Source organism: Massilia sp. FBCC-B171 (assembly GCF_059134155.1).
Genome location: NZ_CP101443.1, coordinates 2,123,350 through 2,137,599, shown reverse-complemented (window position 1 = coordinate 2,137,599; position 14,250 = coordinate 2,123,350). Strand labels below are relative to the sequence as shown.

Sequence of the window (14,250 nt, the reverse complement as noted above, 5' to 3'; positions counted from 1 at the left end):
GACGCTCTTGATTTAGTCGTTTATATTCAGTGCACTGAATGTGAGAAAAGTATCACGCGTTTGCGGCACGAAGTAAACTGTGTTTTCAAACTTTTTTGACGGTGCGCAGCGTCACCTAACCTAGAGAAATATGCCTGAAGAAAAATCAGCCCTGGTCCCGGGCGAAAAGCTTGATTTATACCAGCATCCAGGCCACTTGCTGCGCCGTGCCCAGCAGATCTCGGTGTCGATTTTTTACGACGAAATGGGGCGCGAACTGACGCCCGTTCAGTACGCGATCCTGAGCCGGCTGGCCGAGCATCCGGGGATCGACCAGGTGTCGCTGGCGGGCCTGGCGGCGATCGATACCTCGACCGGGGCGACGGTGTGTGCGCGGCTCGAGGAAAAGGGGCTGATGGAACGGAAGGTGATTCCGCATAACCGAAGGCAGCGGGCCTTGACCATCACCGCCGCTGGGCAGGCGCTGCTTGACGCGCTGGTGCCGGGGGCACAGCGGCTGCGCCAGCGCTTGCTGGAACCCTTGAGTACGCAGGAGCAGCAGGTGTTCATGGGGCTGCTGGCGAAGCTGGTGCATGAGAATAATGAGCAGAGCCGCGCGCCGCTGGCGGGGCTGGTGGCGCTTGACGCGACGGCAAAATAACTCGGGGGCGCAGGGTGGACTCCTGAGTCCACGCGTTGCGGGCGCGCGCGTGTCTGCGACCTTCACGAACACCGAGTCATTTCGGTACGTGGGGCTGTTGCCTGTACTGTTCGCGGTGTTTTGAATCCGCGTGGGCACGGAGTGCCCACCCTACGGATCCGGCCGCGGACTGGCGGACACGAGGTCAACCCCGTGTCCGCCCTTCCCTTACTCCACGCCCGGGTCCTTGAACTTCTCGACCTTGTCGAACTCGACGTTGAACACGCCGCCGTCGACCTGCTCGGCCTTGCGGATATAGACCGTCTGGACGATGTCGCGGGTGGCGGGGTCGATCGTGACCGGGCCGCGCACGCTGGTCCAGGACTGGCCTTTCATCGCTTCGAGCAGCGCAGGGCCGTCGCTCTTGCCGCCGGTTTTCTTCAGCGCCGCGTACAGCAGGTGCATGCCGTCATAGGCGCCGACTGCGTGGAAATTCGGGCGCATGTTCTTGTTCGCCTTGGTGAAGGCGGCAACAAAGGCCTTGTTTTCCGGCGACGGGTGGGCCGCCGAATAATGGTGGCTGCTGACCACGCCGACCGCCGCGTTGCCGATGCTCGGCATCAGGTCATCATCCAGGACGTCGCCGGTGGCGATCAGGCGGATGCCCGCTTGCGCAAGGCCCCGGTCGGTGAACTGCTTCAGGACAGCGGCGCCCTCGCCCGAGGGCACGAACACGAACAATGCATCGGGTTTCGCATCCTTCACGCGCGCCAGGAAAGGCGAATAGTCGGGATTGCGCAGCGGCGCGCGCAGCGAGGCGACGATCTTGCCGCCGGCCGCGGTGAAGTCCTTGACGAAGACCTTTTCGGCGTCGATGCCGGGACCGTAGTCGGACACGAAGGTGACGACCGACTTGATCTTGTTCTTGGCCGCCCACTGCGCCATGGGCGCCGTGACCTGGGCCAGCGTAAAGCCGGTGCGCACGATGTAGGGCGAGCGCTGCGGGATCACCGAGGTGGCCGCGTTCATGACGATCATCGGCACCTTGGCCTGCGTGGCGACCGGTGCGGCGGCAAAGGCGAGCGGGGTCAGGCCGAAGCCGGCCAGCACCTGCACCTTGTCGCGCGAGACCAGCTCCTGGGCGATGCGCTTGGTGACGTCCGGCGAGACGCCGCCGTCATCCTTCAGGATGATCTGCACTTCGCGGCCGGCGACGGTGGCGCCGTTCTGCTGCATGAAGAGCTTGACGGCGGCGTCAACCTGGCGGCCGGTGGAGGCGAAGGGACCGGACATCGGGACGATCAGGCCGACCTTCAGGGGCTCGGCGGCGGTCGCGACGCCTGCGGACAACATAGAGGCAGCGAGCAGAATGTGGCGGCGGGTTTGGTTCAGGGTATTCAAGGTGTGTCTCCTGTTTTTATGTGTGCGTCCTTGGGACGCTTGCTTAAGACCCGTAGGGTGGGCCTCGGCGGCCCCGCGGCCTCCCGCCCACGCGGTGATAGTTACTGGCTCCAATTCCGGGCCCGATGATCTGGCCGCCAACTATCGACGCGTGGGCGGGGAACCCGCCCACCCTACGGGTATGTTTTCAAATAATGGCGTCAGGCGACGGACACGAGCCGATCGAGCTTTTCTCCATCGGCCAGCAAACTGGCTGAATCCGAGTCGTGCACGATGCGCCCGCGGTCCAGCACGATGGCGCGCGAGGTCAGCGACAGCGCCAGGCGCGCATGCTGCTCGACCACGATCACCGACATGCCTTCATCGGCGACGAGCCGGCGAATCACGCGCACCAGTTCCTGCACGATGATCGGGGCCAGCCCTTCCATCGGCTCGTCCAGCAGCAGGATGCGCGGATTGGTCATGAGGGCGCGCGCGATGGCCAGCATCTGCTGCTCGCCGCCCGAGAGCTGGTTGCCCATGTTGGCGCGCCGCTCGTGCAGACGCGGGAAGACTTCGTAGACCTTGGCCAGCGTCCATGATCCCGGACGCGCCACCACCGTCAGGTGTTCTTCGACGGTAAGCGAGGGGAACATGTGGCGTTCCTGCGGCACCCAGCCCAGGCCCGACTGCGCCCGTTTATAGGTCGGCACGCGCGCGATATCAAGACCGCTCCAGCGGATCGCGCCCTTGTGCAGGCGCGTCAGGCCCATCAGCGTGACCAGCAGGCTGGTCTTGCCGACGCCGTTGCGGCCCAGCAGTGCCAGGCTGTCGCCCTCGTTCATCGTGAAGCTCACGTCTTCCAGCACGATCGATTCGCCGTAGCCGGCGGTGACCTTGTCCAATGCCAGCAATTCAGCCATGTTCGGCCTCCCCCAGATACACTTCTTTTACGCGCGGGTCGGCGGCAATCTCCTCCGGCGTCCCTTCGGTCAGCACCTTGCCGCCCACCAGCACCGTGATGCGGTCGGCGAAGCGGAAGACCAGGCCCATGTCGTGCTCGATGAAGACCACCGTCACATCGCGCGGCAGGCCCGCGATCACTTCGAACAGTTCCTTGCTTTCTGCCGAAGGGATGCCGGCGGCCGGCTCGTCCAGCAGCAGGATCTTCGGTTTCGTGGCAAGGGCCAGCGCGATCTCGACCAGGCGCTGTTTGCCATAGGCCATGCTGCGCGTGATGGAATTGGCTTCCTTCGTCAGTTTCAGTGTGGCCAGCAGCTCCATCGCCTCGTCGACGACGTCATCGTGCTTTTCCACCGTCTTCCACCACACTTTCTGCAGGCCGCGCCGTTCGCAGATCGCGAGCACCACCGATTCGAGCACGGTCATGCCGGCGAACAGGGTGTTGATCTGGAAGGTGCGCGTCATGCCGAGCTTCACGCGCTCGTGCTGCGGCAGTTTCGTGATGTCTTCGCCGCCCATGTACACCTTGCCGCTGGTCGGGGCGAAGCCGCCCGTCAGCAGGTTGATGAAGGTGGTCTTGCCGGCGCCGTTGGGGCCGATCAGCGCATGGCGCCCGCCCGGTTCGAAGGTCAGAGACACGTCGGTATTGGCCTTGAAAGCGCCCCACTGTTTCGAGAGCCCTTCGGTACGCAATGTGTTGCTCATGCTGGCTCCTTGCGCTTCAGACGGTTGAAGATTTTCTCGGCACCGCCCATGATGCCGCCGCGTGCGAACAGCACGATCAGCACCAGGAACAGGCCAATGTAGAACTGCCAGTAAGCCGGATCGAGCCCCGAGATCTTGTCCTGGGCGATCATGAACACGGCAGCGCCGATCAGCGCGCCATACAGGCGCCCGGTACCGCCCAGCACCAGCATGATGAGCAGTTCCGCCGAACGCGGGAAGCCCAGCACGTCCAGGCCCACGAACTGGGTAGTCTGCGCCAGCAGCGCGCCGGCCACGCCGGCCACGGCGGCGGCGACGGTGAAGATCATCTTGAGGCGGCGGTCGACGTCGGCGCCGATGGCCGGCATGCGGCGTCCGCCTTCGCGGATCCCGCGCAGCGACATGCCGAAGGGCGAGTTGACCAGCCGGCGCAGCACCACGAACAGGATGAAGAGCACGGCGAAGCTGTACCAGAAGGCGGTCTTGCCATACAGGTCGAACTCGAAGGTGCCGAACAGATTCCCCATCACCATGCCGGACAGGCCATCGACGCCGCCGGTAATGAAGGCGGCTTTATTCGCCGCCTCGAACAGCATCAGGCCGATGCCGAGCGTGACCATCAGGCGCGCCAGGTCCTGGCCGCGTACGACGAGGAAGCTGACGATGAAGCCACCGATGCCGGCAACGATCGCCGCTGCGAACAGCCCGGAGATCGGCTCGCCCCAGCCATGCACCGACAGCAGGCCGGCGGTGTAGGCGCCCAGTCCGAAGAAGGCTGCGTGACCCAGGGAGACGATGCCGGCGTAACCCAGGATTAAATCGAGCGAGAGCGCGAACAGGCCGATGATCATGATCTGGCTGATCAGGACCAGGTATTCCGGAAACAGGAAGAAGGAGGCCACCGGCAGCAGCCAGAACACGATCTCGAGCGGCTTCCAGCGGTCGTTCGGCAGGCGCAGCATCGATTTGTTCATGGCGGTAGTCGGTTCAGTTTCCGGCGCACCGGCGGTCCTGGCTTTCAGGGTTGAGGTTGAAAAGGCGCTCATGCTTTCCTCCGTACCAGGCCGAATGGGAACAGGATCAGCAGCACGACCATCAGCGTGTAGATGACGAAGGCGCCCACTTCCGGCACATAGTATTTGCCGGCGACGTCGAACACGCCGAGGATCAGCGCCGCGATCAGCGGACCCTTGATGGAACCGGCGCCGCCGACGGCGACCACCAGCAGGAAATAGACCATGTATTTGACAGGGAAGCTCGGATCGAGCCCCAGCACGTCGATGCCCAGGCCCCCACCGAGACCGGCGAGGCCGGAACCGAGCGCGAAGGTCAAGCTGAAGACGCGGCTGACGTTGATGCCGAGACCGGCGGCGGCGGTCTGGTTGTCGACCGATGCGCGGATCTGGGCGCCGAAGCGGGTGCGCTCGATCAGGAAGTACAGGCCGAGCGTGACCAGCACCACGACGCCGATCAGGAACAGGCGGTAGGAACCGACGTCCAGCCCCAGCACGTGCACCTGGCCGCGCAGCCAGTCCGGCAGGTTCACCGGCTGCTGGGTCGGCCCGAACAGGAAGGTGGCGCCGGCCACGGCCATGAAGGTCAGGCCGATCGAGAACAGCACCTGGTCGAGGTGGGTCGCCTGGTAGAGCTGGCGGTAGAGCGTACGTTCCAGCACCAGGCCGACCACGGCCGCGGCGATGAAGGCCAGCGGCAGCGTGGCCAGGAAGGGCATACCGAGTTTTTGCAGCAGGATCACGCAGACATAGCCGCCGACCATGGCAAAGGCGCCGTGCGCGAGGTTAATGAAGTTCATCATCCCCATCGTGACCGAGAGGCCGACGCTGATGAGGAATAACAGGCTGCCGTAGGCGATGCCGTCGAAGAGCACGCCGATGAAATTACCGATCATGGCTGCCTCCCTGGTGTGGGTTCGTACTGGTTCATGCTTTGTCTCCTGCTTGTATTTATAGTGGTGCTACGAGCGTGTGAAAAAATCGTCAGGGCAAGGCGCATCGTCGAAGACAGTACGCTAGTACGGCGAGACGAATGCAACGCAGCCGTGGCGATTTTTTCACACGCTCGACCGGGTCAGACGCGTTCGATCACCATTGCAATCCCCTGCCCCACGCCGATACACATCGTGCACAGCGCATAGCGCCCGCCGGTGCGGTGCAGCTGGTACATGGCCGTCGTCACCAGACGGGCGCCGCTCATGCCCAGCGGATGGCCGAGGGCGATGCCGCCACCGTAGGGGTTAACCCTTGGATCGTCGTCGGCAATACCCAGTTCGCGCAGCACCGCCAGAGCTTGCGATGCAAACGCTTCATTGAGTTCGATGACATCCATCTGGTCGAGCGACATGCCAAGCTGCTTCATGAGCTTTTTGGTCGCCGGCGCCGGGCCAATGCCCATCACGCGCGGCGGCACGCCGGCGGTCGCCATGCCGACGACGCGGGCGCGCTTGGTCAAGCCATACTTCTCGGCCGCTTCGCTACTGGCCAGCAGCACGGCGCAGGCGCCGTCGTTCACGCCCGAGGCGTTGCCGGCGCTCACAGTTCCGTCCGGATGGACCACGCCCTTCAGCTTGGCGAGCGCTTCGATGCTCGTTTCGCGCGGATGCTCGTCCTGTGCGAAAGCGATGTGGTCGCCTTTCTTTTGCGGGATCAGGACCGGCACGATCTCGTCGTTAAATAAACCTTCGCGCTGGGCGCGCGCCGTCTTTTGCTGGCTGGCCAGGGCAAACTTGTCCTGGTCTTCGCGCGAGATCTTGTAGTCGACGGCCACGTTCTCGGCCGTCTCCGGCATCGAATCGGTGCCGTACAGGTGCTTCATCTGCTTGTTCGGGAAGCGCCAGCCGATGGTGGTGTCGTAAATGGTGGTCTGACGCGAAAAGGCGCTGTCGGCCTTGCCCATCACGAAAGGCGCGCGCGTCATCGATTCGACGCCGCCGGCGATCATCAGCTGGGTCTCTCCGGCCTTGATGGCGCGCGCGGCGATGCCGATCGCGTCCATGCCGGAGCCGCACAGGCGGTTCACGGTGGTGCCCGGCACCTCCGGCGGCAAGCCGGCCAGCAAGGACGACATGTGGGCCACGTTGCGGTTATCTTCGCCGGCCTGGTTGGCGCAGCCGTAGATCACGTCGTCCACGGCGGTCCAGTCCACGCCGGGATTGCGTTTCATGAGTTCGCGCAGGGGCACGGCGCCGAGGTCGTCGGCGCGCATGTCTTTCAGGGCGCCGCCGTAGCGGCCGATCGGGGTGCGGATCGCATCGCAGATAAATGCATCAGTCATGATCATCCTCTTCTAAATCAAGGCGCCAGCAGGGGCGCGGAGGTGGCTGCCTGCAGCTCGTCGAAACTCAGGCCCGGCGCCATCTCGACGACGCGCAAGCCTTCAAGGGTGACGTCGAGCACGGCCAGGTCGGTGTAGATGCGGTTCACGCAGGCCACACCGGTGAGCGGGTAGGTGCACGCGGGGACGATCTTGCTCTCGCCGGTCTTGGTCTGGTGATCCATCATCACGAAGACTTTCTTGGCGCCCAGCGCCAGGTCCATTGCGCCGCCGACGGCGGGAATGGCGTCCGGGGCGCCGGTATGCCAGTTGGCCAGGTCGCCCTTTTCCGACACCTGGAAAGCGCCCAGCACGCAGATGTCGAGATGGCCGCCGCGCATCATGGCGAAGGAGTCGGCATGGTGGAAGTAGGCGCCGCCGGTGAGGATGGTGACGGGCTGCTTGCCGGCGTTGATCAGGTCTTCGTCCTCTTCGCCAGGCGCGGGCGCGGGGCCCATGCCGAGCAGGCCGTTTTCGCTGTGCAGGAAGACTTCACGGTCGGCGGGGAGGAAGTTCGCTACCTTGGTCGGCAGGCCGATGCCGAGATTCACGTAGGCGCCTTCGAAAATGTCCTGGGCGACGCGCGCGGCGATCTGGTCACGTGTAAAACGGTTCATGCTGCCTCCTTCACCACGCGCTGCACGAAAATGCCCGGCGTGACGATGTTTTCGGGGTCGAGTTCGCCGAGCGGCACGATCTCCGCCACCTGGGCGATCGCCACCTTCGCGGCCATCGCCATGATCGGGCCGAAGTTGCGCGCGGTCTTTCGGTACACGAGGTTGCCCCAGCGGTCCCCTTTTAACGCCTTGATGAGCGCGAAGTCGGCGTGGATCGGGGATTCGAGTACATAGTGGCGGCCGTCGATCAGACGCGTTTCCTTGCCTTCGGCGAGCAGCGTGCCGTAGCCGGTCGGCGTGAAGAAGCCGCCGATGCCGGCGCCGGCGGCGCGGATGCGCTCGGCCAGGTTGCCCTGCGGCGTGAGCTCGAGCTCGATTTCACCGGCGCGGTAGAGCGCGTCGAAATGGTGCGAGTCGGACTGGCGCGGGAAGGAGCAGATGATCTTGCGCACCCGCTTGGCGGCAAGCAGCGCGGCCAGGCCCGTGTCGCCGTTGCCGGCATTGTTGTTGACGATGGTGAGCTCGCGCGCACCTTGCTCGATGAGTGCGTCGATCAGCTGGGCCGGCATGCCGGCATTGCCGAAGCCGCCGATCATGACGGTGGCGCCGTCGTGCACGTCGGCGACGGCGCGCTGGAGTGATTCGTAGGTTTTGTCGATCATGTTGGCACCCTGGTCTCCACCCTGGTGTGCACCCTGATATAGAGCGCACTTGTAATGTTGTCGCGGTTGTTCGATAATCGAACTAATGATTGATTACCGCCCAACCAAGTGTAGTAGCAGGCTGGCCGAAAGGTCAAGAAAAAAGACCAATCGAAGCGCCCTTCGCTGCATTAAAATCGCGCCATGACAAATTTGACCAAGCAAACACCCGTCTCTGGCAGCACCGGCAATGACGAGCAGGCAGAAGAACGCGAACTGACGATTGCCGAGCAGATCGACGCCCTGACCGACCCCAGCTTCATGACTTCGCTGGCCCGCGGCCTCGCGGTCGTGCAAGCCTTCAGCGATTCGCGTAAACCCCAGACCATTGCCCAGATCAGTCAGAAGACCGGCATCCCGCGCGCCGCCGTGCGCCGCTGCCTGTTCACGCTGCAGCAGCTCGGCTATGTGGACGCGGAACTGAACAATTTCTCGCTGCGCCCGAAGGTGCTGACGCTCGGCTATTCCTACCTGTCGTCGACGCCGCTGACCGTGTCCAGCCAGCCCTACCTGAACGCCATCAGCCGCGATCTGGGCGAATCCTGTTCGATCGCCGTGCTCGACGACAGCGAAGTACTCTACGTGGCGCGCTCGGCCGCCTCGCGCGTGATGTCGGTGGCCCTGAACACCGGCAGCCGCCTGCCGGCCTACTGCACTTCGCTCGGGCGCGTGATGCTGGCCCACCTGCCGCCCGCCGAGCTCGATGCCTATTTCGCGAAGGTCAAGCTCAAGCCCATGACCGACAAGACCGAGACCAACCAGAAGCGCCTGCGCGAGCTGCTGATGCAGGTGCGCCAGGACGGTTATGCGATCAACGACGAAGAACTGGAACTGGGCCTGCGTTCGATCGCGGTGCCGGTACGCGGCGCCTCGGGCCAGGTGCTGGCCGCACTGAACGTCGGCGCCCAGGCCAGCCGGGTCAGCAAGGAGCGCATGCGGCAGGAGTTCCTGCCGATCCTGCAGCGCGGCGCGCAAGAGCTGTCGGTGCTGCTGCCGTAGAACTTGCGGTTGTAGGGTGGGCACTCGTGCCCACGCGGTACGGCCCATGCATACCGTGCGGCGCGCTAAGGTACGACCGCGTGGGCACAAGTGCCCACCCTACGTTACGCCACGGTCAGTGGACTAATCAGAAATGGTGGCGCAAGCCGACCATCACACCATTTTGCGCCAGGCCGGCACCGACCGTACCACCCGCATCCAGCGCTACCTGCGACACGCCATCGTTGTCCATGCGGCCCACCGCGCCGTACACGAAGGTCCGCTTCGACATCGCATAGGTCAGGCGTGCGACGAGCATGTCGACATCGTTGTTGGAGTTCTTGGTATCGCGCCGCGCGACCTGGGCGTCGGCGACGAAGGCGCCGAAGGGATGGCTGGCGCCGAAGTAATACAGGTTCGATTCCGAGAAGCCCGTCGCAGGATTCGCGTTCGTTTCGCGCGCGATCACACCGCCGCCCAGCTTGGTCACCCCCAGCATCAGGTAGCCGTTGACGGTCTTGCGCACGTCGGTGTTGATGCTGCTGGTCAGGCCTGCGCCGGCGCCCGTATTGCCGCGCAATTGGTCCCAGGATGCATTCAGGCCCCAGGCCTTGGTCTCGTAGCCGATCAGGCCGGTGACCTGGCGGCAGGCGTCCGAATCGCCGGCGACTTCGCCGGCGCAATTGGTGGCGGCCGGGCCACCGGCGGCGGACGCATCACGTCCGAAGCTGTAGGTCGCGCCGAGGACGAAGCCTTTGAAGTTACCCATGTAGCCAATCGCATTGTCGCTGCGCGCGTTCGGCAGGTAGGGATCGATGCTGCCGATGGCGAACAGGTGCGGTCCCAGCACGTCGGTCTTCAGGCCCGAGATATAGGTCATGTTTTGCTGGCGGCCGATCGTCAGCGTGCCCCAGGCCCCTTTCAGGCCGACGTTGGCATTGCGGCCGAACAGGCGCCCGCCCTGCTGCTGGGTGCCGCTGTCGACCGCGAAGCCGTTTTCCAGTACGAAGAAAGCCTGCAGGCCATTGCCCAGGTCTTCGGTGCCGCGGAAACCGATGCGCGACGGGAAGGAGCTGGTGAGCGAAGGAATCTTGGTGTTCGAATCGCCCGCGCTGTTGACGTTGGTCACATGCGCGACGCCGCTGTCGACGATACCGTAGATCTGGACCGAGGTCTGGGCTTGGGAAGCGGACGCGGCGATGCCGCACATCAGCGCAACGGCGCTGCAGATGGTGTTCTTCATGTTGTCTCCGTGTTTTATGGTGGTGCGTTCGATTACCGAACAAGAGGTTGTTAATCGAACGCAATTTGGATACTATGTTTCTCACGGAAGCTTGTCAACAATATGCGCAAGGCGGTTATGATGCAGTTGTGATAACGACACGCCTGCTCGAGCAGCTGATACGACTTCCGACAAGACCAACTCAGGAGACCACCATGAAGTTCACGACGATCGCCGCAGCCTTCGCCACCGGCGCCACCCTCATGTTCGCCCCAGGCGCGCATGCCCAGGACACCATCAAGGTCGGCGTCATCGCCCCCTTCTCGGGTCCGTTTGCCGACTACGGCAAGCAGATGCAGGGCGGCATCAACGCCTGGATGGCGCAGCATGGCGATACGGTCGCCGGCAAGAAAATCCAGGTCATCTACAAGGACACCACCGGCCCCGCCCCGGAAGTGGCCAAGCGCCTGGCGCAGGAACTGGTGGTGCGCGACAAGGTCGACTTCCTGGCCGGCTTTGGCCTGACGCCCGAAGCGCTGGCCGTGGCGCCGATCGCCCAGCAGTCGAAAACGCCGATGATCATCATGAACGCGGCCACCTCGGTGATCACCACCAAGTCCGACTACATCGCGCGCTTCTCGATGACGCTGCCGCAGATCTCGGCGCCGATGGCCGACTGGGCAGACAAGAACAACATCAAGACCGTGGCCACCGTCGTGGCCGACTACGGCCCTGGCATCGATGCGGAAAAGGCCTTCAGCGACCGCTTCGTGAAAAACGGCGGCAAGGTGCTCGAAGCGATCCGCGTGCCGCTGCGCAATCCTGAATTCGCGCCCTTCATCCAGCGCATCAAGGATGCCAAGCCCGACGCCGTGTTCGTGTTCGTCCCGGCCGGCGAGCAGAGCATTGCCTTCATGAAGGGTTACCGCGAACGCGGCCTGGCCGCCGCCGGCATCAAGGTCATCGCCACCGGCGACCTGACCGACGACCACGTGCTGCCGGCCATGGGCGATGCGACGCTGGGCGTGATCACCACCTTCCACTACTCGGCCGCGCACAAGTCGCCCGAGAATGACGCCTTCCTGAAGAGTTTTGCCGCGACCAACCCGCAAGGCGGCCGCCCGAACTTCATGGCCGTCGGCGCCTACGACGGCATGAACGCGATCTACCAGGTCAGCGAAAAACTCAAAGGCAAGATCGACGGCGACGCGGCGATGGCGGTGTTGAAGGGCATGAAGATCAACAGCCCGCGCGGCCCGATCAGCATCGACCCGGCCACGCGCGACATCGTGCAGACGGTCTATGTGCGCAAGGTCGAGAAGGTCAACGGCCAGCCGTACAACATCGAGTTCGACCAGTTCGCGAACCAGAAAGATCCGGGCAAATAAGTCTTATTTTCTGCCGCCGGCCTGTCCCGTACAGGCCGGTTTTTTGTTGGCATCGGGATGTAAAGATACGTAAATACACGGCGGGCGCGCCAAGCGCCCAACAGCGCGGATGACAGGCGTTATCTCATACGGAAATTGGGCCAATTCCATCGCCGGAAGCAAACCTTTCTTCCGCTCCACCTTGCTTGACATTCTTTTTTGCCTGTCGATACTGAGTCCGTCAACGTTTCCAGCGTCCGAGTCCGTCAGCCCTTCAGACAGTCATTCAATTCGCTACCGGCCCCTCCGCGGGACGGCACGCATCTGAAACATATTTTTCCCAAGGTATGGATTGCCCGTAGTGTCCACTCACGCGCGTTGATTATTTATTTCCAGGAGTCAATAGATGAGAAAGCATGGTTTGTCGGCGCTTGCGCCGCTGGGGCTCTGTTTGTTCGTCAATTCCACTCACGCGGATACCGTCGTCGCTCGCCAACCGAGCCGGGCCGCACATCCCGAGAATGTCTTTACCCGCATGTATCCGGACCTGCCTACCTTTGCACCGCAAACCGCCACCGCGCGCGCCGCGATGCAGCGCATGGGCGCCAGGGGCGACCTGTTCGACGCCGAGGACAATTTGACGGACCCGATCCAGTCCATCCTCAACCCGGCCGTATTCAGCCCGCATAATCCGGACAACCCGAACATGACCGCGGGCATGACCTTCCTCGGCCAGTTCCTCGACCATGACATCACCTTCGACAAGCGTTCCGTCCTGAACGCGAACGCGCAGCCGGGCCAGACGGTAAATTTCCGGACGGCGGCATTCGACCTCGATTCCGTCTACGGCAACGGCCCGGCCGGCTCGCCCGAACTCTACGACACCAGTTCCGGCTGCATCAAGTTCATCCTGCAAAGGATCCCGGGCGCCGAAGCCGTCTCGCGCAACGGCGCGCCGCGCAACGATGTGCCGCGCCATGCCCAGGGCAATGCCATCGTGGCCGAAAGCCGCAACGACGAAAACGTCGTCATCTCGCAAATACAGGTCGCCCTGCTCTCCTTCCACAACCGGATCACGGACCACCTCGCCGCCCAGCCGGCCTACCGGGGCGCCACGGCCCAGCGCCTGTTCGACGATGCCCGCAGGCTCGTTACCTGGCACTACCAATGGATCATCCTGCATGAGTTCCTGCCCCTGACCATCGGCCAGGACCGGCTCGACGCGATCATGCGCGGCGGCCTGCTCTACTACCACCCGCAAGCGGCCACGAACCGGTTCCGCACCGCCAGCGGGCACGAGATGCCGAGGATTCCCGTCGAATTTGCCGCCTCCGTCTACCGCTTCGGCCATTCGCAGGTAAGGCCGAGCTACCGGGCCAATTTCGGCCCGACCGGCGGCTCGCCCTTCTTCGCCTTCCTCTTCGACGACGCGGAAAACCCAGCTTCGCCCGATCCGAACGACCTGCGCGGCGGCAAGCGCGCCGCGCGCCGCTTCATCGACCGGCAGACCTTCTTCGACTTTGGCGACGGCAACGTGCGTCCGAACAAACGTATCGACCTCCATCTGTCGTCGGTGCTGATGCACCTGCCTGGCTCGCCCGGCCCCTCCCCCGGCCTGCCGAACGATGGCCTGCAGTCCCTGCCGGCACGCACGATGACGCGTCACATCAATTTCGGCCTGCCCTCCGGCCAGGCGAACGCACGCAAGATGAACATGCCGGTGCTGGCCCCGAACCAGCTGAGCGAACTGGCGCCCTATGCGCTCGATGCGAAGACGACGATGGCCACGTCGACGCCGCTGTTCTTCTATGTCCTGAAGGAAGCCGACGTCATGGAGCATGGCCTGCGCCTGGGCCCGGTCGGCTCGCGCATCGTGGGTGAAGTGTTCGTTGGCCTGCTCAAGGAAGACCCTGCTTCCTACCTGCGCGCCGCGCCGCAATGGACGCCGACGCTGCCCTCGCGCCAGCCGGGCAGCTTCCGCATGGCCGACCTGCTGCAGTTTGCCGGCGTGGTGATGCCGCTGTAAGGGCTGGTCGCCCAGAAAAGCCTGCCGCCCGTCAGCTGATGGGTGGCACGCTTCCGCAGACTGTCGAGGTCAGGCGCGGCGACACCGGCGTCTGGCGCAACAAGGATCCGTTTCCGCACAATGCGACCGGCGGCAAGGGCGGGCCCAGGTTGCCCGACATCGCCACGGGAGCGCGCTGGACCTTCAAGGCGAAGGAGCGCGGCAGCTATCCGTATGTCTGCACGCTGCACCGGACGATGACGGGGGTGCTAATAGTCAAATAGATCCGGCACGTAAATCGCTGCGTCAGGTAGGGTGGGCACCCTGTGCCCACGCGAAACGCTGCGCAGAGTTACCGCTGTC

14 protein-coding genes are annotated in these 14,250 nt (G+C 63.8%); 5 read left to right on the top strand and 9 right to left on the bottom strand.

Annotated elements, in window-relative coordinates:
- The first annotated feature begins 130 nt into the window (after positions 1-130).
- Entirely contained in the window at positions 131-640 is a 510-nt protein-coding gene (locus NMB41_RS09780) for a MarR family winged helix-turn-helix transcriptional regulator (protein ID WP_494382257.1), read from the top strand.
- Between the two features lie 207 nt (positions 641-847).
- Here NMB41_RS09780 and NMB41_RS09775 read toward each other — a convergent pair whose 3' ends face one another.
- The 8 genes from NMB41_RS09775 to NMB41_RS09740 form a co-directional block, all read right to left on the bottom strand.
- Entirely contained in the window at positions 848-1,972 is a 1,125-nt protein-coding gene (locus NMB41_RS09775; RefSeq protein ID WP_494382816.1) for an ABC transporter substrate-binding protein, read from the bottom strand.
- Between the two features lie 248 nt (positions 1,973-2,220).
- The gene (locus NMB41_RS09770) at positions 2,221-2,922 is read right to left on the bottom strand and encodes an ABC transporter ATP-binding protein (protein ID WP_494382256.1); all 702 of its coding nucleotides are present in this window, start codon (positions 2,920-2,922) and stop codon (positions 2,221-2,223) included.
- Positions 2,915-3,667, bottom strand: a complete 753-nt coding sequence (locus NMB41_RS09765) for an ABC transporter ATP-binding protein (protein WP_494382255.1) — start codon at positions 3,665-3,667, stop codon at positions 2,915-2,917. The genes NMB41_RS09770 and NMB41_RS09765 overlap by 8 nt, the downstream gene beginning before the upstream one ends.
- On the bottom strand, positions 3,664-4,641 hold the full coding sequence (locus NMB41_RS09760) for a branched-chain amino acid ABC transporter permease (protein ID WP_494382815.1): 978 nt from the start codon (positions 4,639-4,641) through the stop codon (positions 3,664-3,666). Before NMB41_RS09760 ends, NMB41_RS09765 begins: the two co-directional genes overlap by 4 nt.
- Before the next feature lie 68 nt (positions 4,642-4,709).
- Positions 4,710-5,576, bottom strand: coding sequence for a branched-chain amino acid ABC transporter permease (locus tag NMB41_RS09755; RefSeq protein WP_494382254.1), 867 nt, complete (start codon positions 5,574-5,576; stop codon positions 4,710-4,712).
- Positions 5,577-5,755: 179 nt separating this feature from the next.
- Positions 5,756-6,958, bottom strand: a complete 1,203-nt coding sequence (gene pcaF / locus NMB41_RS09750; RefSeq protein WP_494382253.1) for a 3-oxoadipyl-CoA thiolase — start codon at positions 6,956-6,958, stop codon at positions 5,756-5,758.
- A gap of 17 nt (positions 6,959-6,975) precedes the next feature.
- On the bottom strand, positions 6,976-7,614 hold the full coding sequence (locus NMB41_RS09745; protein WP_494382252.1) for a CoA transferase subunit B: 639 nt from the start codon (positions 7,612-7,614) through the stop codon (positions 6,976-6,978).
- Complete coding sequence (locus NMB41_RS09740) at positions 7,611-8,276, bottom strand: 3-oxoacid CoA-transferase subunit A (RefSeq protein WP_494382251.1); 666 nt, start codon at positions 8,274-8,276, stop codon at positions 7,611-7,613. The genes NMB41_RS09745 and NMB41_RS09740 overlap by 4 nt, the downstream gene beginning before the upstream one ends.
- 183 nt (positions 8,277-8,459) lie before the next feature.
- Here NMB41_RS09740 and NMB41_RS09735 point away from each other — a divergent pair, with 183 nt between their 5' ends.
- The gene (locus NMB41_RS09735) at positions 8,460-9,314 is read left to right on the top strand and encodes an IclR family transcriptional regulator domain-containing protein (RefSeq protein ID WP_494382250.1); all 855 of its coding nucleotides are present in this window, start codon (positions 8,460-8,462) and stop codon (positions 9,312-9,314) included.
- A 127-nt stretch (positions 9,315-9,441) separates the two neighbouring features.
- On the opposite strand, the gene NMB41_RS09730 is transcribed toward NMB41_RS09735, so the two are convergent.
- On the bottom strand, positions 9,442-10,536 hold the full coding sequence (locus NMB41_RS09730) for a porin (RefSeq protein ID WP_494382249.1): 1,095 nt from the start codon (positions 10,534-10,536) through the stop codon (positions 9,442-9,444).
- A gap of 194 nt (positions 10,537-10,730) precedes the next feature.
- Here NMB41_RS09730 and NMB41_RS09725 point away from each other — a divergent pair, with 194 nt between their 5' ends.
- The 3 genes from NMB41_RS09725 (at position 10,731) to NMB41_RS09715 (ending at position 14,171) form a co-directional block, all read left to right on the top strand.
- Positions 10,731-11,903, top strand: coding sequence for an ABC transporter substrate-binding protein (locus NMB41_RS09725; RefSeq protein WP_494382248.1), 1,173 nt, complete (start codon positions 10,731-10,733; stop codon positions 11,901-11,903).
- Positions 11,904-12,417: 514 nt separating this feature from the next.
- On the top strand, positions 12,418-13,908 hold the full coding sequence (locus NMB41_RS09720) for a peroxidase family protein (RefSeq protein ID WP_494382247.1): 1,491 nt from the start codon (positions 12,418-12,420) through the stop codon (positions 13,906-13,908).
- Between the two features lie 38 nt (positions 13,909-13,946).
- Positions 13,947-14,171, top strand: coding sequence for a plastocyanin/azurin family copper-binding protein (locus NMB41_RS09715; RefSeq protein ID WP_494382246.1), 225 nt, complete (start codon positions 13,947-13,949; stop codon positions 14,169-14,171).
- Positions 14,172-14,250 lie beyond the last annotated feature (79 nt).